This window comes from Chitinophaga sp. 05T412, assembly GCF_056396465.1.
The window spans coordinates 167,226-191,005 of record NZ_JBFTLN010000013.1; the positions used below are offsets into that span (position 1 = coordinate 167,226).

Annotated in this window: 15 protein-coding genes; 8 read left to right on the top strand and 7 right to left on the bottom strand. The window is 46.0% G+C overall.

All coding sequences use genetic code 11. The features are described from left to right. Positions 1-12: 12 nt before the first annotated feature. A complete protein-coding gene (locus tag AC1DFM_RS25785; protein ID WP_477079654.1) occupies positions 13-1,413 on the top strand; it encodes a SusD/RagB family nutrient-binding outer membrane lipoprotein in 1,401 nt (466 codons plus the stop codon). Between the two features lie 60 nt (positions 1,414-1,473). On the opposite strand, the gene AC1DFM_RS25790 is transcribed toward AC1DFM_RS25785, so the two are convergent. From AC1DFM_RS25790 to AC1DFM_RS25820, 7 genes are all read right to left on the bottom strand, one after another. Next, a complete protein-coding gene (locus AC1DFM_RS25790) occupies positions 1,474-4,884 on the bottom strand; it encodes a ThuA domain-containing protein (RefSeq protein WP_477079655.1) in 3,411 nt (1,136 codons plus the stop codon). Between the two features lie 11 nt (positions 4,885-4,895). Continuing rightward, positions 4,896-5,645 carry a ThuA domain-containing protein gene (locus AC1DFM_RS25795; protein WP_477079656.1) on the bottom strand — a complete coding sequence of 250 codons (750 nt, stop codon included), beginning with the start codon at positions 5,643-5,645 and terminating at the stop codon, positions 4,896-4,898. Between the two features lie 157 nt (positions 5,646-5,802). After that, complete coding sequence (locus AC1DFM_RS25800; protein ID WP_477079657.1) at positions 5,803-6,525, bottom strand: 3-keto-disaccharide hydrolase; 723 nt, start codon at positions 6,523-6,525, stop codon at positions 5,803-5,805. A 33-nt stretch (positions 6,526-6,558) separates the two neighbouring features. Then, positions 6,559-6,978 (bottom strand): c-type cytochrome, encoded by a 420-nt coding sequence (locus tag AC1DFM_RS25805; protein WP_477079658.1) that lies wholly within the window; start codon positions 6,976-6,978, stop codon positions 6,559-6,561. A 57-nt stretch (positions 6,979-7,035) separates the two neighbouring features. Then, a complete protein-coding gene (locus AC1DFM_RS25810) occupies positions 7,036-8,091 on the bottom strand; it encodes a sugar phosphate isomerase/epimerase family protein (RefSeq protein ID WP_291920499.1) in 1,056 nt (351 codons plus the stop codon). A 22-nt stretch (positions 8,092-8,113) separates the two neighbouring features. Continuing rightward, positions 8,114-9,277 carry a Gfo/Idh/MocA family protein gene (locus AC1DFM_RS25815; protein WP_477079659.1) on the bottom strand — a complete coding sequence of 388 codons (1,164 nt, stop codon included), beginning with the start codon at positions 9,275-9,277 and terminating at the stop codon, positions 8,114-8,116. 22 nt (positions 9,278-9,299) lie between these two features. Further along, a complete protein-coding gene (locus AC1DFM_RS25820; RefSeq protein WP_477079660.1) occupies positions 9,300-10,589 on the bottom strand; it encodes an MFS transporter in 1,290 nt (429 codons plus the stop codon). 402 nt (positions 10,590-10,991) lie between these two features. Between AC1DFM_RS25820 and AC1DFM_RS25825 the strand changes: the two genes are divergently transcribed. The 7 genes from AC1DFM_RS25825 to secA all read left to right on the top strand — a co-directional run bounded on the left by AC1DFM_RS25825 (position 10,992) and on the right by secA (position 23,740). Continuing rightward, positions 10,992-11,591 (top strand): RNA polymerase sigma-70 factor, encoded by a 600-nt coding sequence (locus AC1DFM_RS25825; RefSeq protein ID WP_477079661.1) that lies wholly within the window; start codon positions 10,992-10,994, stop codon positions 11,589-11,591. A gap of 109 nt (positions 11,592-11,700) precedes the next feature. Next, the gene (locus AC1DFM_RS25830; protein WP_477079662.1) at positions 11,701-12,657 is read left to right on the top strand and encodes a FecR family protein; all 957 of its coding nucleotides are present in this window, start codon (positions 11,701-11,703) and stop codon (positions 12,655-12,657) included. A gap of 68 nt (positions 12,658-12,725) precedes the next feature. Beyond that, positions 12,726-16,130, top strand: coding sequence for a SusC/RagA family TonB-linked outer membrane protein (locus AC1DFM_RS25835; RefSeq protein WP_477079663.1), 3,405 nt, complete (start codon positions 12,726-12,728; stop codon positions 16,128-16,130). A gap of 12 nt (positions 16,131-16,142) precedes the next feature. Then, positions 16,143-17,570 carry a RagB/SusD family nutrient uptake outer membrane protein gene (locus AC1DFM_RS25840; protein WP_477079664.1) on the top strand — a complete coding sequence of 476 codons (1,428 nt, stop codon included), beginning with the start codon at positions 16,143-16,145 and terminating at the stop codon, positions 17,568-17,570. 11 nt (positions 17,571-17,581) lie between these two features. After that, a complete protein-coding gene (locus AC1DFM_RS25845) occupies positions 17,582-18,343 on the top strand; it encodes a DUF4843 domain-containing protein (RefSeq protein WP_477079665.1) in 762 nt (253 codons plus the stop codon). A 21-nt stretch (positions 18,344-18,364) separates the two neighbouring features. After that, positions 18,365-19,873 (top strand): PKD-like family lipoprotein, encoded by a 1,509-nt coding sequence (locus tag AC1DFM_RS25850; RefSeq protein ID WP_477079666.1) that lies wholly within the window; start codon positions 18,365-18,367, stop codon positions 19,871-19,873. Positions 19,874-20,419: 546 nt separating this feature from the next. After that, the gene (gene secA, locus AC1DFM_RS25855) at positions 20,420-23,740 is read left to right on the top strand and encodes a preprotein translocase subunit SecA (protein WP_477079667.1); all 3,321 of its coding nucleotides are present in this window, start codon (positions 20,420-20,422) and stop codon (positions 23,738-23,740) included. Positions 23,741-23,780 lie beyond the last annotated feature (40 nt).

Below are 23,780 nucleotides of genomic sequence, written 5' to 3' on the forward strand. Positions count from 1 at the left end.
AAAAGAAACAACATGAAAAATAAACTGATGATATACCTGGTGGCCAGTGGTGTTTTGCTGGGTACCGGTTGTAAAAAGTTCCTGGATATCAATGATGACCCTAATAATCCACCCAGTGTACAGGAGTCGATGATTCTGGGGCCGGTAGAAGTTTCTACCAGCACCTGGGTAGTAGGTGGATATTGTGGGATTATATCATCGTATTGGATGCAACAGCTGTCGCTGAACCAGTCTTCTCCCAGCGTAGAATCTTACAACGTTACCCCCGTAGACGTAGAAAATACCTGGAGTTGGGCCCTATATCCGCATGTTTTCAACAACCTGAATTCGATGATTGACTCCGCCAGGAGCCGGCATAACAACAGGTATGTGGCCATTGGTAAAACCCTGATGGCATACAACATGGCTATTACTACTGACCTTTGGGGCAATATCCCTTTTTCAAAAGGGTTTAAAGTAACAACGGTGAAGCAAACGCCTTATGACAAGCAGGAGGAGATTTACGCTTTGATTGATCAAACATTAGACAGTGCGTTATATTACATGGCGCAGCCTGCAGGCGTGGCAGTACCAGGTACAGAAGACTACATTTATGGTGGTAATATGGACCAGTGGAAGAAGTTTGTGTATATGCTCAAAGCGCGTTATTACCTGCGCCTGAGCAAAGCGCCGGGCCATACTGCCGCTCAGCAGGCAGATAAAGCTTTGGCTGCCCTGGCAAGCGGATTTAGTGATAATAAAGATAATGCTGCAATAGCCTATACCGGTGGTGGTCAGGCAGAGAGCCCCTGGTATGTAAATACGCAGGATGCTGCCGGTGGCGTGGTAATGGCCAAGTCATTTATTGATTCACTGGTATCGAGAAAGGACCCACGTCTGGCAGTGATTGCCGGCAAAAGTAAGGATGGTGTTTATGTAGGAAGAAAAGTAGGAGATGTACCAGCGCCTAATCCTAAATCTTATTCCCGCGTGAATGAATTTTATGCTGGTGCTGCTGCAAGCCTCTATCTGGCTACTTACAGCGAAGCATTATTTATAAAAGCAGAAGCTACTTTAATTAAGCAGGGCGCTGCTGCCGCTGGGCCAATATACCAGAATGCCATTGCACAGCATATGACTATGCTCGGCATTTCTCCGGAAGCACAGCAAACCTATATCGCTTCCAGACCAGCGTTAACTACTGCCAACGCCATGGAACAGATTATTACAGAAAAGTATATCGCGAATTTCCTATCTCCCGAAGTATACAACGACTGGAGACGTACAGGTTTTCCGGTGTTAAAGCCATATAAGGATGAAGTGGTAAGCAGCATCCCCCGCAGATGGCCTTATCCGGCCAGCGAGCCGCTGACCAATCCACAACCTGATCAGAAGGTGACACTGAATGATCGCGTATGGTGGGATGCGAATTAAAAGAAGAAAGGGTGTTTCTGTTTCCAGAAACACCCTTTCTTCTTTATTAGAGATTTACACTTACGAATGCAATGTAAATGACAGTATTCCTAACTGTACTTTCTGCGTCGCATCTGTTGCTTTGAAACGGAAATACAGATTATGTTTTTTACCGTCTGTTACCGGTGCAAAGTTGAAATTTACTTTGTTAGCGGTTTTAGGCTGTGCGCCAGGTCCGATGGTCACTTCTCCCAAACGGGTGCCATTAGCATCATCCACAAAAGCTTCCACTACATAACCCTGCTGAGGAGTTTCCTGTACCATGTAAGTCAGCTCCATACCTTTCACGTCTGTAAGATCCAGCTTGTTGTACACTACCCATCCTTCTGTGTTGGAAGGAATGAGGAATTTCATGCCGTCAACCGCGAAGGTAGATACGCCATCAGCTTTGCTGTAGTCTGCCGCTGGTAATACAGGACTGATCAGTTCTGTTTGTGCGGTACCGGTGATAGGCTTAATGCCGGGGCCACCTTTGTCGGTGTAGCTGGCGAGCATATACAGTACACCGTTATCTTTGGCTTCACCACCCATAGTCGGGCTGATACTACCGGAAATAGGCAGAGAGCTTACTTTCGGGGCGTTGCCACCAATGGAGTAAATGTATTCCACCAGTTGTTTGGCTTCTCCCAAAGAAATACCAGGGTGGGCAGACATAGCTGTTTCTCCCCATACACCACCACCGCCACTGATGATCTTTTTAGCCAGTGTTTCCGCTGCTGAAGGATCATTTTTATACTTTTCGGTTACTTGTTTGAAAGAAGGCCCGATAGATTTTTCATCTGGTTTGTGGCAGGTTTTACAGTCGGATACTTCCATGATATTTTTACCTGCAATAGCGCCGGTGATAATCTGGTGGCCTTGTGGCGCTGCTGCTTTATCACGGCCCTGGATATAATCTGCTTTTACAAAGATGTTGTTGGCATCGAGTTTTCCATCTGCGGAGTTACCATCTTCCTTGTCACTGATGTTCACGGTGTATTGTACGGGTTTGCCAGGGAAGTAGAACATCTGGTTGCCGGTGATAGCAATCTTCACATCAGGTGTTTCGTTACCTGCGTAAACATCGATGGATTTGCTCTTTGTTTTAGCGCCTTTGTCGTCTGCTACTTCTACATACGCCTGGTATTCGCCGGCGGTAGTGTAGGTATATTCAACGGTAGGTTCGGTGGTTTCTTTTTTAGTACCGTTACCGAAGTTCCAGAGGTAAGTGATTTTGTCGCCATCCGGATCAACAGATCCTTCTGCGCTTAATTTCACTTTAAAGGGCAATCCGCCGGTTAAACGATCGGCGTGGATGTTAGCCTCCGGCGCACGGTTACCACCGTTGAAATCGATCCGGGAGAGGCCTGCATCAACATTTTTGCTGAACCAGCCATTACCATACTCCAGCACATACAATCTGCCGTCTGGTCCCATTTCCATATCAATAGGAGCATTCAGTTTGGTGTGAGGCATAAAGCGCTCCATTTTGGAGAAGTCGCCGTTTTTATCCAGCGTAACGGCCATAATCCAACCACGTATCCAGTCGTAGATAAATAATTTATCGTTGAAATAATCCGGGAAACGGGTTTCTTTTGGATAATATTCGCTGTGGTAAACAGGGCCTGCTTCTGCATTACGTCCGCCACTACCTACAATCGGGAACTCATCTGATTTGCCGTAAGGATACCAGATAAGGGCAGAAGTAGCCGGAGGCAGTTCTTTCAAACCGGTATTATTACGGGATTCGTTCATTGGTTTTTTCGGATCGTAGTAAGGTCCGGTTTCACCGGTTTCGTAATTGTATTTACGGTATGGTTTATTGTTGCCAATAAACATAGGATAACCGTAGTTACCTGGTTTTTTCGCCTGGTTGACTTCATCGTATCCGCGTGGTCCGCGGAGAGAGTCGTCGTTGTTGGCGTCAGGACCTACTTCTCCCCAATATACCCAACCTGTTTTCTGGTCGACCGACATTCGATAAGGGTTACGGGTACCCATAGCGTAAATTTCCGGACGGGTATCTTTCGTGCCTTTCGGGAACAGGTTACCTTCCGGAATGGTGTAAGAACCATCCGCTTCTACTTTGATGCGCAGGATTTTTCCGCGCAGGTCGTTGGTGTTGGCTGATCCGCGGAGGTCATCGTATTGCAGGTGACCTGGACGATCGTCTGTTGGGCCATAACCTTTACTTACATATTTCTGACCGGGTTCATCAAATGGTGTGGTGTTGTCGCCGGTAGATAAATACAGCAATCCGGTTGGTCCAAAGGCAATAGAACCGCCGGTATGGCAGCAGATATCGCGTTGGGAGTAGAACTGGAGAATTACTTTTTCAGACTGCATATCCAGTTTGTTGTTTTCAAATTTGAAACGGGACAAACGGTTTACAGACGTATCTGCCGGTGAATACATGGCATAGATGAAGTGATTGTTTTTGAAGTCGGGGTCCGCGGCGAGGCCGAGGAATCCTTCTTCTGCATTCACTTTAGGAACATCGGTATGGTGATATACTTTCAGGAAACCTACCTGCGACAATTTCTTTTCTGCTGCATTGTAGAGCATCAGTTCACCGCGGCGTTGTGCCACGAGGATGTCGAGGTTAGGGAGTATAGCCATTTCCGTTGGTTCGAAGAACTCACCGGATACCAATACATTTTTAGTGAAGCGATCTTCTTCCGGTACACGCAGGGTTTTAGCCAGGCTGTAATCCAGGACCTGGTTTTTACCGATAGCGTATTTGATACCACCTGCCAGGTGTTTCAGGAACAGGCTATCCGTGTAAGATTCTTCTGTATGACCAAGACCTGTATAGAAGGCGCGGCCGCCGTCGTAGTCATGGTACCAGCTGATGGGGTGATTAGCGCCCATGATACCGCCCTGGTAAGATTTCTCATCCAGCTTCAATAACACCGTTGTGGTGGTATCTACATTTTTGTAGTTATACCATTCGTCGGTATGTTCCCATTTTTCAGGAAGGCCTTCGGTAGCCGGGAATGATTTTACAATCACGTCTACGATGGCTTTGTGAACGCCTGGAGGATGGCTTTGGAACCATGCGCCGGCGAGGTGGTTGTACCAGCCCCATTCGTATTCAGTGTCTGCAGCTGCGTGTACGCCTACGTATCCGCCGCCTGCCTGAATATATCTTTCAAAGTCGGCTTCCTGGTAGTTGTTGAGTACATCGCCGGTAGTATTCAGGAAGATGACTGCAGAGTACATTTGCAGGGTGTCTTCATTGAATTTTTCGGCATTGGTAGTGGTATCTACTTCAAATCCGTTTTCGGCGCCCAGTTTTTGTACGGCGGCGATGCCGGCAGGAATAGAGCTATGATGAAAGCCGGATGTTTTGGTAAACACGAGTACTTTCGGTTTGCCCGGACGCGACTTTTTACACGCCGCCATGCCTATTACAAGGGCCAGCAGCAAAATAAGTTTTATGGTATGTTTCATGATATAGCGGATTATTTTTTGGGAGACCAGTTGCCGATGGCGTATTCAATGCCTCCGAGTAAATGTTTCAGGTAAACAGGGTCCTGGTAGGCTTCTTTCACGTGGCCCATTTCAGTATAGAACGCGCGTCCTCCCTCAAAGCTGTGGTACCAGCACATGGGGTGGTTGTCGCCGTTTTTACCGCCGGTGTAGCTGCTTTCATCGATTTTGATGAGCACATGTACATCGGGATTCAGGTCTTTGAAATTGTACCATTCATCTTTGCGGACCCATTCGTCTGGCAGGTCTTTGGTAGCGGGGTGATTGTGGTCTACTACTTTCAGTGTTGCCTGTTGCTGATGAGGATGGCTGAGGAACCAGGCGCCGGCCAGTTTGTTGTACCAGGGCCAGTCGTATTCCGTATCCGTAGCTGCGTGGATACCCATCCAGGCGCCGCCTTTGTGGATGTAGTTCTGAAAGGCCACCTGTTGTGCATCATCGAGCACATCGCCGGTGGTGCAGCTGAAAATAACGGCTGCATATTTTTTCAGGTTGTCGGCCGTAAATGCGCTGGCATCTTCTGTCGTATCTACGTCGAAGCCGTTTTCCTTGCCGAGTTGCATAATCGCTAGTTTGGCAGCGGGGATGCAGTCGTGGCGGAAGCCCATTGTTTTAGAAAACACGAGTACTCTTTTAGTCTTGTGTTTGTTTTTATCTTTTGCCTGCACAGAAAAAGTGCCGGCGAGGATCAGGAGTGCAATAAACGCGGTTAATGCTTTCATTGTTTTACGTGGGAATTGATGAATAAAAAAAGAAAAATTGACGATAGAAAGGGAAAAGCTGAAAGCTATTGTAGCGAATAACGCAGGCGGCATTATATACGCGCTGGTTATTCGCTACAATAGCTTTTAGCTTTATGCCTTTCGCTTTCTGCTTATGTTAAAGAGCTTTTATTTTCATGTTACGGTACCATACATCGTTACCGTGATCCTGCAGTGCGATATGTCCTTTGGCATATTTGCCAAAGTCTTTCCAATCGTGGAATTTGCTTTTGGCTACCAGTGCATCCCATTCAGGGGTACCCATGGTAGTTTCTGCCATTTTCACACCGTTGAGCCAGAGGATCAGGTGGCTATTTTTCTTGTATATTTTGGCGGAATTCCATTCACCCACCGGTTTGGCCGGTCTGCTGGAGGCTTTTACGAGATCGTATAATTCACCTGCATTGTGTTTGGGATTTTTGCCATCCGGATGTCCGGCGTCGTCGAGTACCTGCATTTCTGGACCGGACAGGTAAGTCTGGCCTAAAGCGGGATCTTCGTGTACGCTGAAAATCAGGCCACTGTTACCACCCGGAGAAATTTTCCATTCGTACGTCAGCTCATAGTTTTCATATTCTGCGTCAGTAACGAGGTCACCACCAGGAGCGCCATTCTTTTTAGCTGCCTGATTCAGGCCGATAGCGCCATCTGCTACGCTCCATGCCGGGCTAGCAGTAGATTGCAGGTAAGTATGCCAGCCTTTGGTAGAGGTACCATCGAACAGCAATACCCATCCCTGCTTCTTTTCTTTAGCCGATAAGGTATTTAATTGTTGGGCTTTCACCGCGGAAGTGCCTAATAGTGCACCTATCGCGAAGGCTCCGATGATTAATTTTTTCATGCCGGATGAATTGTGTTTGTGTTAGGATAACAATTATTTGGCTGCAGATAATGATAAGATATAGCTTACCATTTCTTTTGCATCTTCTTTTGATACCTGTGGGTGAGGTAACATCGCTACTTCTCCCCAGTTGCCAGAACCGCCTTTGATTACTTTATCGGCCAGTTTAGCAACATTTTCCGGCGTATTAGGGTATTTGCCTGCAATATCTTTCAGTGCAGGTCCTACCACTTTCATTTCTTCTTTGTGGCAGGTTTTGCAATCGCTTTCTGCCATCAGGGTTTCGCCTTTGCTAACTGGTTTGTTGGCAGTAGGTGATACCATGGAATTATCTGCTGCTGCGCTTTCGTGAGTGCTTGCGCTGTCAGCTTTCTCTTGTTTTTTTTCACCTCCTCCGCATGCTGCAAAGAATAAAACACTTAGTACCAGCGGCGCCAGATATCTCTTTCTCATTTGTTGATTTTTTTATTTGGTTATTGTTTACGTAAACGATCGATGGATAAATTTGAATTAAATACCGAGTATTCTTTTATTAAAAGCATCATCCGTGCCAGCACCGGCAAAATCATCAAATGCTTTTTCTGTTACCCGGATAATATGATCCTTGATAAACGGAGCTCCTTCTCTGGCGCCGTCTTCCGGATGTTTGATACAGCATTCCCATTCCATTACGGCCCAGCCGGCAAAATCGTATTGGGCCATTTTACTGAAGATGGATTTAAAGTCGACCTGTCCATCGCCGAGTGAGCGGAAACGTCCGGGGCGATTGATCCACGACTGGTATCCGCCATAAACGCCGGAGCGTCCGGTAGCATTGAATTCCGCGTCTTTTACGTGGAAAGCTTTGATTCGTTCGTGGTAGATATCAATGTACTCGAGATAGTCGAGGCATTGCAGCAACAGGTGGCTTGGATCGTACAAGAGGTTGGCGCGGCTATGATTACCGGTAGCTTCCAGGAAGCGCTCGAAGGTAATACCGTCGTGCAGGTCTTCTCCCGGATGTATTTCATAACATACATCTACTCCGTTGGCATCAAATTCATTGAGGATCGGCAGCCAGCGTTTTGCCAGTTCGGCGAAGCCGGTTTCTACCAGTCCTGCCGGACGTTGTGGCCATGGATACATGGCGGGCGCCCATAACAAAGCACCGCTGAAAGTAGCGTGTGCATTGAGTCCCAGGTTACGGCTGGCTTTCGCCGCGTATTTCAGCTGGTTAACGGCCCATTCGGTACGGGCAGCCAGGTTATTATGATATTGTGCAGGCGCAAATCCGTCGAACATTTCAGTGAAAGCAGGATTGACTGCTACCAGCTGTCCTTGCAGGTGGCTGCTCAGTTCTGTGATTTCCAGTCCTGCTGCATTCACGATGCCTTTGATTTCATCTGCGTAGGTTTTGCTTTCCGCTGCCTTTTGCAGGTCTATCAGGCGGCTATCCCAGGAAGGGATCTGCACGCCTTTAAAGCCGATGGAAGCTGCCCATTCACAGATGGTTTTCAGATTATTAAAAGGCGCTTCATCTCCCATGAATTGCGCCAAAAAAATGCCGGGTCCTTTGATCGTTTTCATACGCTCGTTCTGGTTATGAATACTATATCTCGAAGTTTGTCCATTTCGCATCGCTCTGGGAAGAACGAACTACGTTGTCGATGAAAGCCATACCACGTATGCCTTCTGCGGTACCCGGGAAGTCCAGGGATTCCGGAGATGGGGTAACACCGTCGATTTTCGCCGATAAAGTTTGTGCGAAGTTGCGATACAGGTTACCGAATGCTTCCAGGTATCCTTCCGGATGACCGCCCGGAGTACGGGTATTGTGGGTCATGTAGCTGGATTGGAAAGTGTATCCGCCACCTGCACGGTAGATCTCAGTAGGTTTATCCAGCCATTTTACCAGCAGGGTATTGGGTTCGTGTTGTGCCCATTCGAGACCGCCTTTTTCTCCGTATACACGGATTTTCAGTGCATTTTCTTCACCGGCAGCTACCTGTGATGCCATCAGCACACCAGCAGCGCCATTGTCGAAGCGGAGTAATACCGCGCCATCATCATCCAGTGCACGGCCTGGTACCATGATGTTCAGATCGGCACATAACTTTTCAATTTGAGCGCCGGAAATATATTCTGCCAGGTTAGCCGCATGGGTACCAATATCGCCCATACAACCACTTTTACCTGATTTTTTAGGATCTGTTCTCCAGGCTGCCTGGGCGTTGCCTTCTCTTTCACTGAGTTTGCTGAGCCAGCCTTGTGGATATTCTACCCATACTTTACGGATTTTACCCAATGCACCGTCTTTCACCATTTGTCTGGCTTGTTTCACCATAGGGTAGCCGGTGTATGTATGTGTGAGCAACAGGGTTAAGCCGGTTGCTTTTACTTTAGCATCTAATTGTTTGGCTTCATCGAGTGAGAAGGTGATAGGCTTTTCTATTACTACGTTGAAACCGAGGTCGAGTGCCATCATAGCTGGTTCAAAGTGGGCGAAATTCGGCGTAACGATGGTCACAAAGTCCATGCGTTTATCTGCCGGCATTTTCGCTTCTTTTTCCAACATGGTTTTGAAGTCGAGGTAAGTACGCTCCGGATCGAGGAACAGCATTTTACCTGATTCTATGGCGATATCATTATTGATACTGAGCGCGCCTGCCACCAGTTCAATCAGTCCGTCCATGTTGGCAGCAATACGATGAATCGCTCCAATGAAGGCGTCTTTACCGCCTCCTATCATTCCCATTCTGAGTTTCCGTGTCATATATACAATTATCTTTTGTTAGTTATACTATTTCAACATGATTAACCGGTACGGTTACTTTTTTGCGGTTACGCATATAAAAGAACAGGCCTGCAAAAGCAACAATCAGCATCACTGGAATGATCAGTGTAGCATTGAGGATTTCGGGACCGGCTACAGCGGTGGCCTGAGAGAAGGCAGTCGCTTCGGCGCTACCGGGAGCTGCAGAGCGGTATGCATCCAGGGAAGCACCGGCAGGTAATTGTTTGGTGATGATGCTATCATAGAAACCCCCCATGAAGTACATGTAAACAGATACTGCAAACATACCTGCACCACCCATCAGGTTCATACCGAGGGCGCCGGATTGTGGAATGTTTTCAGAGATAAAGCCCAGCATGGTAGGCCAGAAATAGGTAACGCCCATGCCGAAAATAAATGCTGCCACAAACACCATATTACCAGATACATGGGATAATAAATACAGACCCAATGCAGAGAAGATGGCGGAGAACAACAATACGCCGGTAGGAGATATTTTATGTACCACTGGTCCGGCTATCCCCCTACCCAGTGTTTGTACACCAGCAGTTAAGGCCAGGATGAGAATGGCATTTTGTGTTACGTTGCTTAACAATACGTTGATCCATTGTCCGGTGAACAGTTCTGTGATAGCGGTACCAAACATGAGGATGAACATCACGATGAACAGCGGACTGGCGATGGATTTGTACATTTGGGCGGAAGAAACGCCGGAGGCTACTCTTTCCGTAACCGGGAAGTCGAGTTTCAGGAAGAGGTAACCATAGATCAGGGTAGGGATGATCATGGTAGCTACCTGCAGCTGCCAGCTCAGACCAATTTTAGAGAGCAGGAATACCAGCAGGGTACCTACTACGATACCGCCGGGGAACCACAAGTGAAAGTGGTTGAGCTTAGTTGTTTTGTTATCCGGGAAAATGGTGGCTACCAGCGGGTTACAGGCCGCTTCTACGGTACCGTTGGCCATTCCTATAAACAGGGTGGATATAAACAGCGACCAGAAACCATTGGCAAATATTGTCAGCACAATACCCAGCAGGTGCAGAACGAAAGCTGCGAGGAGCAATCGTTTCATGCCTATTGCATCTACGATAAAACCACCTAATACTACTGCCAGTGGAAAACCCCAGAAAGCAGTACCGGCAATAATACTCAATTGTTGAATATCCAGGTGAAATTCAACGCCAAGTCCGCCCAGAATACCGGCGCGGATACCAAAGGACAACGATGTTACCAGCAGGGCCATGCAGCTGGCTACGAACAGTTTTTGTGGCTGTATTACATTTGCCATAAACGTGGATGTTTTGTCTAAATAAAAGTTAAAAAACGGCGATTAAACCTTTAAATTTATAAAAAGTATTTGCATATTTCCATCTTTTTGTATGGTTCCCGCCCATTTTTTGGGAAAAATTTAATTTACGCTGCTAATGTCTTGTTTTACATTTTAAATGAAGTGTTAATGCAGTATTAGGGCGGTTAAATTTCAGGATAAGCGGTTAGAGGTGCCTGCCGCGGCAAGATGAAAAAAAATGCCCCTATATTTTCCTTGCTGGTATTAGGAACGCCGTCCCTGAAAGTAAGCGGTATACCGCGACCCGCTTCTTTTTTGCTTGAAAATTTCCTTTTCGTTGGGTAATGGGTTAACTTAGCCGGGAAGTCAGCCTTCTATACCCGCCGGGGCTGTAATAATATTATGATAAACGGTTTACGCAGCGAAGATGTTTTGGAGGGCCTCCAGGCCCGCGATCGTGCTGTATTTGCAGGCGTATACCGGCATTTTTATCCTTTGTTATTTGCAACAGCGCGGAAATATGTGGAAGACAAGGCAGTGGCAGAAGAAATTGTACAGGACGTTTTTTTGCAGTTATGGGAGAAAGCGCTGGAACTGGAACATGCCGCAGCTTTAAAGAGTTACCTGTTCAGGGCAGTGATTAACCGGTCGTTAAATCATTTACAACGAACACAATTATTGCGGGAACACCATACCGCTATTAAATATTTACAGGACGAGAGTTACCTGTGTACATTCATAGAAGAACAAGAGTTACGGGAACGCATTCACCACGCGGTGTCCCGGCTGCCGGAAAAATGCCGGCAGATTTTTAAGCTGAGTCGTTACGAAGGGTTAAAGAACAATGAAATCGCACACCAACTTGATTTATCTGTTAAAACTGTAGAAAACCAGATGACCATAGCGCTAAAGCAATTAAAAGCGGCGCTGCTGGATAATCCGGAAAAACCTATGTCAGTCATTTCGCGCATGCAGTTATTATTATGGCTGGCAGGGATATAACAGCCTGTTTAGTAGTAGTTCCCCACGTCTGAAATTTTTTTTGTCCCCTTTGGGGGTAAATGTTTGCTGATTTGTCTCAGCAATACAACCGCCGTTTTTCGTATTAATCATGAGATCAACCGACCATTATTATTTTATTCTGTCATGTTTACAGGCGCCGCAAGACCAGGAATTGCAGGCTGCGCTACAGTCATGGCTGGAAGCAGATAGCACACATCGGACATTATACAGCCAGGTAAAGGGGTTATGGGAACAAAGCCCCGAAGCGGCCTGGTTTGAAGATGCCGATTCCGAAGCCGCTACCCAAAGGTTTCTGCAACTGTTACCACCAGCATCCGTAGTGCCTATGCGTTCCAAATGGTGGAAAGTAGCTGCTGCCGCCGCCATTCTGATTGCCGCTACTGCGGGCGCCTGGTACTGGCAACATGAACCAGCCACCACCTGGTTGAGCAAAACTACCGGCCAACAGCCGGATTCCCTGCTCCTGAGTGATGGCTCCATTGTTTACCTCAATAAAAATACCCGGATAAAGTATCCGGCCGCTTTTGATGGCAAGCTACGTCAGGTAGAGTTGCAGGCCGGGGAAGCTTTTTTCAATGTGATTACCTATCCTACTATTCCCTTTACTGTCGCAAGTGGCCCGGTGCAGGTTCGTGTACTGGGCACTTCTTTTAACCTGAAAAAAGGAGATGATGCTATCCGGGTATTTGTATTATCCGGAAAAGTAGCCCTGGGAAAAGGCGAGGTGTCCTTACCATTGGAAGCAGGGAAAGGTGGTGTGTTTTATCCCGGCAGGAATGTGATCAGCAACGATTCTGAAGCAGATGTCAACCAGCTGTCCTGGCGCACCAGGGAATTACATTTTGAAGATACTTCCATACAGGAGGTCTGCGCCACACTATCCGATTACTACCATGTAGAAATTATCATAGATAAAAATTTATCTGCCAGCAAAAAGCTCAACGCCAACTTCCGCGATAAAAACCTGGAAGAAGTACTACGCACCTTGTCTGCACTCTATGATTATCATTTCGAACATCGGGGAGATACCATTTACGTACACTAATCAACCAATTATATCAACGCATTTATTGCGGTTGCCAACCATTTATCAATACTAAACAAGCTTATGCCATGAAGCAAATTTACGTGTCATCTTTTCATCTCCAATGGCGCAAAATATCATGCAGGCTGGCCACCGCCGCCCTGCTGATGACTGCACTCCCCTCATGGGCGCAGGATACTTTTGCACTCAACACACCGGTAACGGTAAAAGCCCGGAATCAATCTGTAGCCAATGTATTGTCCGACATCGAGAAACAAACACATCTCAGTTTTGTGTACGACGGTAGCCAGGTGGATCGCTCTCAACCCCTGAACATTAACGCTAATCGTACGCCCCTGAAGGAAGTACTGCGTAACATCTTTAAAAAAGATGCACACTATACCGTAGTCGGTAATCAGGTGATTGTAAAGCAAGTTAACAACAAACCCGCACCAGCAGCTGAAACTACAGCCCAAGCGGAGCAGGTAAAAGAAATTGTAGTATCCGGAAAAGTTACGCTGCGGGATGCCAAAGAAAACCTGCAACAGGTGCCAGGCATCACTATACGGGTGAAAGGCGCTAACAAAGGCACCCACACCGACGCCGACGGAAACTACCGGTTAACCGTAAACGAAGATGATATCCTGCTGTTCACTTTTGTAGGATATAAACCAGTGGAGGTTCCTGTAAAAGGACGTAACACCATCAACATTACCCTCGACGAAGATGCCGCTAAAATTAAAGAGGTAGTCATCACCGGTATCTACGAACGCGCCAAAGAAAGCTTCAGTGGATCGGTATCTACCTATACTGCCAAAGAATTAAAACAGGTGGGCAACCAAAACGTTATCCAGAGCTTACGCTCACTGGACCCGGCTTTCACCGTGTTTGAAAATAATCTGGCAGGATCTAATCCCAACATGCTGCCTAACCTGGAAATCCGTGGTAAGACCAGCGTACTGGGATTGAAAGAACAATATGGTACAGATCCTAACCAACCCTTATTTATCCTGGACGGATTTGAAACCAGTTTGCGCACTATCATCGATCTGGATATGAACCGCGTAGAAAGCGTGACTATCCTGAAGGATGCCGCTTCTACTGCGATATATGGTTCCAAGGCGGCTAATGGCGTAATTGTTATTGAAACGAAAAAGCCGAAGCCGGGAGAACTGAAGGTGTCCTATACTACTGACAACAGCGTTACCGTACCAGATTTGCGCGATTACAACCTGATGGATGCTACTGAGAAACTGGCATTTGAAAAAGCAGTAGGTCGTTATACGCTCACAAAAGGATGGGGAAATCCCGGCGATAACTCCCAACAGTTGCTTGATAGCTTATATAACAAGCGTTTAATGGAAGTAAAGCGGGGTGTAAATACTTACTGGTTGAGTGAGCCGCTACGCACTGGCTTTACTACTGGTCACTCCCTCTATGTAGATGGAGGCGACAACCAGATGCGGTATAGCGCTGGCGTTAACTATAAGAAAATTTCAGGTGTCATGAAGGGTTCCGGCAGAGATATGGGCGGCGCCAATCTGAAATTGATGTACCGCAGAAATAAGCTGAGCTTCAGTAACAATCTCTCCGTTTCTTTTTATACCGCCGATGAGTCGCCCTATGGGTCTTTTGCTGAATTTGCAAAGGCGAATCCTTACTATCGCAAAAGAAACGAGGATGGCTCCATCCCGAAATACCTGGATATCAGTCCCAGTCCCAGCACAGGGACGGATACTACTGCCAACCCGTTGTATAATGCCATGCAAAATACGACGGATCGTACCAAAGGACTGGGGCTTATTAACAACTTTATTACCGAATACCAGGTTAATAAAGACCTGCGTATAAGAGGGCGACTGGGCATTACCCGTGAACAAACGAAACAAGCCATATTTATTTCTCCCAGGAATACTGTTTTCGATGCGAAAGATCCTGCACTCAAAGGACTTTATCACAACACAGAAAGACGGGACTTCAACTACGACGGAGAACTCACTACCACTTACGGCCGTATTATTGGCAATAAGCACCAGATTAATGCGGTAGCTGGTTGGAATTTCTCTCAGAAGCAAGGTAGCCTCGAAGGATACGAAGCGGTAGGATTCCCCGATAAAATCACCACCCCTGCATTTGCTTCAGGATATAATCCTAATGGTATGCCGCTGTCCTGGGAATCTACTACCCGCAGCACCAGCTTCTATGTGAATGGGGGATATGTATACGACAGAAGATTTGTACTGGAAGCTAACTACCGCCTTGATGGTTCTTCTGTATTTGGATCCAAACACTACTTCACTAACTCCTGGTCAGTGGGTGGTTCCTGGAACGTACACAACGAAGACTTCCTGCAACATACCACACAGGTAAACATGCTGAAGTTGAGAGCCTCCATCGGTACGCCTGGTAATCAGAACTTTGGGGCGTATCAGTCTTTTTCTACCTATGGCTACTATGCTTATCTGAACAATAATTTTGGCCTGGGTGCGGTACTGCTGAAATTTGGTAACAAAGATTTACTCTGGCAAAAAACGTTGGATAAAAATATTGGCGCCGACATCGTATTGTTTAATAATAAATTCCGGTTGAATGCAGATRTGTATCAACGTACCACTGATCCGCTGGTAGCCATTTTCAACGTGCCCACTTCTACCGGTACTACCGATTACAGTACCAACCTGGGATTGCAAAAGAGTACGGGATATAACTTCCAGGCTATGTTCTTCCCCATTTACCGGCCACAGGAAAGATTTACCTGGAGTGTATCTATTTCCGCCAAACATGAGAAAGCGGAATATGCGGGCATCGGTAGCGGTCTGGCTGGTGTGAATAAAGAGAATCAATCGAAAAGCCTGACAAGATATTATGATGGTGGTAGCCCAACAGCTATATGGGGTGTACGTTCCGGAGGCATAGATCCAGGTACGGGTAATGAAGTATTTATTAAGAAAGATGGTAGCCTCACCTTTAGTTATGACGCGAATGATGAGGTAGTATTGGGTGATGAAAGACCCAAACTGGATGGTATTATTGGTACCAATGTATCCCTGAAAGGTATCACGGTGGGCGTATACCTGCGCTATCGTACCGGCGGAGATGTGTTTAATGAGGCATTGTATAACAAGGTAGAAAACATTGATGCCAACAATCTGCGGTATAACCAGGATAAGAGAGCTTATTATGGCCGCTGGATGCAGCCGGGAGATGAAGCGCAGTATCGCAAGATATGGCTTTATACAGATAAGAATGCGATAGCCGCTATTACTTCCAAAATGACTTCCCGCTTTGTGCAACGCGAAAATACACTGGCAGGTGAGTCAATTAATCTGGGATATGACTTTCCGAATCGTATTATTAAAAACTGGCGAATGTCTTCTTTGCGTGTAAACGCTTATATGAATGACATCTTCCGCATTTCTTCTATCACAAGGGAAAGAGGGATTGAATATCCTTTTGCGAATAGCGCTTCTTTTTCTATCAGTGTAGGATTCTAAATGATAACAAACATGAAAAAATATAGCATTTTATTTGGAGCGCTGCTGTCACTGTTGATGCTTTCCTCTTGCAAAAAGTGGTTGGATGTGAAGCCCCGTGACAAGGTGGTGGACGAAGATCTTTTTTCTACGCAGGATGGTTTTTTCACTGCGCTCAACGGCGTATACCTGGGTATGAGTGCTGATAAAGTGTATGGTGGACAGTTGACCATGCAAATGACGGAGGTATTGGCGCAACGGTATAATATCGGTGCAGATCATTTTCTGTATAGACTGTCTACTTATCAGTACACAGATCCTGGCGTAAAGAAGATCCTGGCTAACAGTTGGGAAGGATTGTACAGTAATATCGCCAATGTAAATAAGATTTTTTCGGTGATAGATGAGAAGCAGCGCTTGTTTACCGGTGATAATTATACCCTGATGAAAGGGGAGTTATATGCATTGAGGGCCTATCTGCATTTTGATGCCTTCCGGCTTTATGGGCCGGTGTATAAGAACGATTCGCTGCAGGCCAGGGTACCCTACTACGACCGTTTTACACCGCAATACCTGCCATTTTTACCAGGGCGTGAGGTAATGGATAAAGTGCTGAAAGACCTGGATAGTGCAATGATCTGCCTGGCAAAAGATCCGGTGATTACATTAGGGACTCGTTTCTCGCCGGACGAGAACGATGATAATACCTGGCGATACCGGTCTTTGCGCATGAACTACTTTGCCGTAATGGCGCTGAAAGCAAGAGTATATTTATATGCTAACAATAAGCCGGCGGCATTGCAGACTGCGAAGGAGGTGATTAGCCGTGCTGGCGCTACTTTCCCTTTGACTACCTCTGTTGTAGGGAATGGTGCTAATCCTAACCGGATTTTCGCTTCTGAATTATTATTTGCCTTACAGTATAGATACATCAACCTGGCCTATATGGCATATTTCAGTCCGGATCTGGGCGAAAAGGAAATTCTGGCAGCAGCTACCAACCGGCTGGATAATGAGTTTGAGAAGAATKAGAATGATCCCCGTTATTCAAAAACCTGGCTGATACCTTCTGGTAATAAGAAATCCTATCGCTGTTTGTATAAGTATGCAGATATCGCAGACATGTCTTTGCCTTATGTAAACCAGATTCCTATGATCCGCATGAGTGAAATGTATTTCATTGCCGCGGAATGTGAAACTGATCCGGTGGCAGCAGTAGCTGATATTAATGTAATCCGGAAAGCAAGAGGAGTGCCGGATGCCGCTACCAATGCAGTTATCAGCAAGGAATTGCTGAAAGACTATAAGCGGGAGTTTTATGCAGAAGGACAAATGTTCTTTTACTATAAAAGGAACTTCACCACCAGCATTCCAAGTGGTACCGGTAGTGGTAACAAGTCACTGGGTGTAAACGAGTATACGTTGCCGTTACCAGACAGCGAAATTCAGTTCAGAAATTAAATCAGCCTATCATGAAGAAGATATTATATATACTGGGAGGCTGCCTATTATTACTGGCAGCCTGCAAAAAAAGTGAGATACCCCATTATAACGCATCTAAGGATATTTATTTTTCTGTAACAGATGGGTTGGGGGTTATTCAGGATACTACCAATTTTTCGTTTGCATTTACCACTAACACAAATGATACGATAGTAAGGTTGCGGGTAAGGGGACTGGGATCAATGTCTACACAAGACCGGGAATACAGTGTAAGTGTAATTGATACGGCACAGGCAGCGGCTAAACAAGGCACACATTTTCAGCTGCCGGCTAAACTGGTGATGCCAGCCGGCCAGCTGGAAACGATATTGCCGGTTACTTTACATAAAACAACGGACATGGAAACGAAAATGTTTTCCGTGACACTGCAACTGGTACCTAATCAAAATTTTGATACCAGCTTGCAATACGCCGTGATTGATAATACCCTGAAAAAGAAGCGCTACGTTTTACGGCACGTGGTTACCGTTACAAATATGCTCAATGTGCCAAAGACATGGATGGTGGAGTATTTTGGTCCCTTTTCAAAGAAGAAATTACTACTGATGAGTGAAATGATTCCCATGAAACTCGAAGAATTCAATCCTCCTGATATCAGTATATTTCCCATTGGGCAATACAGGTATATAGCCAGCTTTATGAAGCGTTACCTGGAAGACAATGAACTGGCTGGTCATCCGATTACAGAAGAAGATGGATCACCTATGGTATTGGGTATATGGGCTAATTAATGGGTCGTTAAAAATTATAACATGAAGACAAACAATATAAAACTGCTCATCACAGGTTTGCTCATTTGCCTGATCTGGAGCGGATGTTACAAGGATAAAGGTAATTATGATTATGTAGCCATTAACCAGGTGGCTGCGGATAACATTTCTAAAGATTATTATCTGCAGAATGGAGATTTACTGGAAATAATGCCCACACTGAAAGGAACTTTAGAAAGCAATCCCCAACGCTTTGACGATACTACCCGTTATAGTTATGCCTGGGATGCTGTTTTAGAGAATGCTGTAAAAGGAGATACCATTCGTCTTCATCTGGCTACCACAAAAGATCTGCGATATAGGATATTGTTGAAACCGGGTGTTTATACCTGTTATTATATTGTTACAGATAAACAAAGTGGTGTTAGCTTTCAGTCGCGGTTTTCCATACATGTTCAAACTTTCATACAGGAAGGATGGGTGGCTCTTTGTAACGTAAACGGTAAAACCCGGTTGGATATGATTTCTTACCTGAATAACCGGGATACGTTAATTACTGATGTGCTGACTTATACCAACGCCGGATTTCCGGATCAGGGGGCTCCTGTCAGTATTAGCCTGCAAGACAATATCACCGGCAATTGCTATTATATTTTTTCCGGGAATGGCGCTAACAAAATAGATCTCGCCACCATGAGATGGAAATCTACCTATGATATCAAGTATAATATGATGGGGCCTATTCCTGCGGGCTTCAAGCCGGAGGGGTATAAAACTGTTGCAACTGGTATGAGTTACCTGGTGGCTAATGGTAACGCCTACTTTGAAAATACAGTGATGGGCGCTCCTGGTTTTGCGCTGCCATTTAACAGACTACAGGGCGAACTGGAAGAATTTAAAGTATCGCCTTATGTATGCGGTGATATGCTTTCTGCGGTGTTGTATGATATGACGAACCGGCGTTTTGTGCAGCATAGTCTCTTTATGAACAAGAGTTATTGCAACCTGTTAATTGGTAACGAGAAACTTGACTTTAATACTGGTAATGATTTGTTGTTCATGCTAAGTACCTATACGGCTAATCGTGATACCTATGCGGTGATGAAGAAGCCTGGCACCAACCAATATTTTTTATACCGTTTCAATATTAACTATGGTAGCATTACACCGATAGATGTTACGGAGTTAACGGGCTTGCCTGGCATAAACGGAGCAGAACAATTTGCTGTGAGTAATGAATATGGTACGCTGTTTTATTCCAATGGCGGAAAGGTATACCAGTTCGATATGTTCACGAAACAGTCGCAGTTAATGCTGGACCTGGGAGTATCCAGGGTTAGTTCGCTGCTTTGTCCAATGACTAACGGAGGTGGTGATATGTATAGGGCTTACAACAAAATGTTGGCGGTTTGCTCTTATAATCCGGGTTTACCGGAAGGGCAGAATGGTACCATTGCCTTCTATACTGTTGGGGGCCGGTTGGAGCCGTTGCAACCAGTGAAATCATTTAGCGGATTAGGAAAGGCGATACAACTGGTATATAAGAAATAGCTGAAAGCAGAAAGTGTCCTGGGTGTATGATAAGCGCGAGTGGTTAAGTTACTCACGCTTATCATACACCCAGGACACTTTTTGCTTCATGCTCCTGCCAAACCAGTGGTACTGTGCCATATATGCAGCTACGCTCACTAATGCCCTGTTATTGCAGCACGTAACCAATAAACGCAGAAATGACGTATTTAACACCCCTTTTTTTCTCTCCAAACTCCCTGCCCTCGTAGCTTTTCTCTCAAATATCAAGGATATGTTAATTGATGTAGATAAATTGCGAAATCCCGGTAAAATCTCTCCCAAATCACCAAATTTATTCCTACTTTTACAGGCCTTGCCCGGAAAACGGTTAAACTGACACCTTGACAGTTTTCCTTTACAAGCACAGTATTTGAGTAATCAGGATGCCGTCTATCCAACTGACTAAGCCCACAGCCTAAGTGCCACAGGCCGGGAAAGCAGGAAATATCAACTGATCATGAACTCAGCCTGGATGGGGGTAGGTTACAATAAATAGAAATCGTAATTCGTAATTAAACATTTAACATGTTAGGTTTTTTATCAAAGCTATTTGGAGGGAATAAATCAGAAAGGGATATCAAATCCATCACTCCAGTGGTGCAGCAGATTAATGAGGAGTACGAAAAGCTATCATCCCTGTCAATAGATGAGCTGCGTCATAAAACGCAGGAATTCCGCGCCCGCATCGCCGAACATCTCGCCAGTATTGATAAAGAAATAGCGGATAAGAAGGTGGCTGCAGACGAAGCAGCAGATGTAACCGAAAAAGATGCCATTTACCAGGAAATAGATATACTTAAAAAAGACCGCGACAAGCAACTGGAAGTAGTACTGAAAGAATTGCTGCCTGCGGCTTTTGCCGTTGTAAAAGAAACCGCCCGCCGGTTTACCAATAATACTTCACTCACCGTAACCGCTACCGACCTGGATCGCCAACTGGCGCTGAAAGGCGACTACGTAAGCATTCAGGGCGATAAAGCCATCTGGCAAAATAGCTGGAATGCTGCCGGCAGCCGCGTTACCTGGAACATGGTTCACTACGATGTACAGCTGATTGGTGGTACCGTATTGCACCAGGGTAAAATCTCTGAAATGGCCACGGGTGAAGGTAAAACCCTMGTATCTACCCTGCCCGCTTACCTCAACGCATTAGCCGGACAAGGTGTTCACATCGTTACCGTGAACGATTACCTGGCGCGTCGTGACTCTGAGTGGAACGGCCCTATCTTCGAATTCCTCGATATTACAGTAGACTGTATCGATAAACACCAACCTAATACCGCTGAGCGTCGTAACGCTTACCTGGCGGATATTACCTACGGTACCAACAATGAATTCGGCTTTGACTACCTCCGTGATAACATGGTACACAATCCCGATGAAATGGTGCAGCGTAAACATCACTACGCCATGGTGGATGAGGTGGATAGCGTATTGGTGGATGATGCCCGTACGCCATTGATCATTTCCGGTCCTATCCCACGCGGAGAAGAACAGGAATTCCATGCACTGAAACCACGTATCGAATACCTGGTGGAAATGCAGAAAAAAGCGGTGAACCAATACCTGCAGGAGGCTAAAAAGCTGATCGCTGAAGGTAAAGATGATCCTAAAACCGGTGGTCTGGCCCTGATGCGCGCCTGGAGAGGCTTGCCTAAGAGCAGCGCCCTGATCAAATTCCTCAGTGAAGCTGGTAACCGCGTATTGTTACAAAAAGCAGAAAACTACTACCTGGCAGATCAGCAACGCGAAATGCCAAAAGTAGATGAAGGCCTGTTCTTTGTAATCGAAGAAAAACAAAACAGCGTAGACCTCACCGATAAAGGTATTCACCTGATCACACAAGGCGGAGAAGATGCTAACTTCTTTATCCTGCCAGACGTGGGTTCTGAATTGGCAGAAATTGAAAAACTGTCAGTATCACCAGAAGAGAAACTGCAGCAGAAAGATGTATTACTACAGGACTTTGCCGCTAAGTCAGATCGTATCCACTCCGTACAGCAATTATTAAAAGCCTACACTTTATTTGATAAAGACGTAGAATACGTAGTAATGGATGGTAAAGTGAAAATCGTAGATGAGCAAACCGGTCGTATCCTCGATGGACGCCGCTACTCCGACGGTTTACACCAGGCCATTGAAGCCAAGGAAAATGTGAAAGTAGAAGCTGCCACCCAAACCTTTGCTACCATTACCCTGCAGAACTTCTTCCGTATGTATCACAAGCTGGCCGGTATGACCGGTACCGCCTCTACAGAAGCTGGTGAGCTGTGGGAAATCTACAAACTGGATGTGGTAACTATTCCTACTAACCTCCCTATCTCCCGTATTGATGCGGAAGACCTGGTATATAAAACCAAAAGGGATAAGTATAAAGCCGTTATCGATGAAATCAAGCAATTACAAGAGAAAGGACGCCCGGTACTGGTAGGTACTACCTCCGTGGAAGTATCCGAATTACTCAGTAAAATGCTGGCCTTCGATAAAGTTCCTCACAATGTATTGAACGCGAAACAACACGCCCGTGAAGCACAGATCGTAGCAGAAGCAGGTTTGCCTGGTGCGGTGACCATCGCCACCAACATGGCTGGTCGTGGTACGGATATCAAGCTCGGACCTGGCGTGAAAGAAGCAGGTGGTTTGGCCATTATTGGTACAGAAAGACATGAAAGCCGTCGTGTAGACAGACAGTTACGTGGTCGTGCCGGTCGTCAGGGTGATCCGGGAACTTCCCAGTTCTTCGTTTCCCTGGAAGATGACCTGATGCGTATGTTCGGTTCAGAACGTATTGCCGGCCTCATGGACCGTATGGGTTATAAAGAAGGAGAAGTGATCCAGCACAGCATGATCACCCGCTCCATCGAAAGAGCACAGAAGAAAGTAGAAGAAAATAACTTCGGTATCCGTAAGCGTTTGCTGGAGTATGATGACGTGATGAATAAACAACGTACCGTGATCTACTCAAAACGTAACCACGCATTGTTTGGCGAACGTCTGGCCATCGACATCGACAACGCCTTCTATGACGTTGCGGAAAACATGGTGAATACCCACAAAGCAAGCGGCGATTATGAAGCTTTCAAAATGGATGCTATCATGAACTTCTCGATTGATACCGCTATCACCCGTGAAGAGCTGAATAAAACCGATGCCAACTCACTGGCTTCCAAATTATATCACGAAGGAAAAGGTAACTATACCCGCAAAGTCAATGAACTGATCAGCAACACGCTGCCKGTAATTGAGCGTATCTACGAAGAACAGGGTCAGCACATCGAAAATATCTCTATTCCGTTCACAGACGGTAAAAAAGGTATCAACGTAATGGCCAACCTGCAGAAAGTAGTAGAAACCAAAGGCATGGAAACCATGAATGCCCTGGAACGCAGCATCACCCTGGCCTTGATCGATGAGTCCTGGAAAGAACACCTGCGTGCGATGGACGACCTGAAACAATCTGTACAGAGTGCCGTGTACGAACAAAAAGATCCATTACTGATCTATAAATTCGAAGCATTCAACCTGTTCAGAGAAATGGACGGTGAAACCAGCCGTGATATCGTTTCCTTCTTATCTAAATGCGGTATCCCTGTAAATAATCAGGCAGAGGAAACAGCGCCTGAAATAAGGGAAGCAGTAGAAGAAAAAACCGATATGAGCCGCATGCGTGCCTCTCATGAAGATCTGGTAGACCACAACGGTCATCAGGCTGGCACCCCGGATTTCCAGGCAGAAGAAGTAAAATCTGAGCCGGTTCGTCATCAGGGACCACAGATTGGCCGCAACGACCTTTGCCCTTGCGGTAGCGGAAAGAAATATAAACAATGCCATGGTAAGAATGCGTAGGTAGCTTTACCGGTAAATGATATCAGAACGGATTACGGCA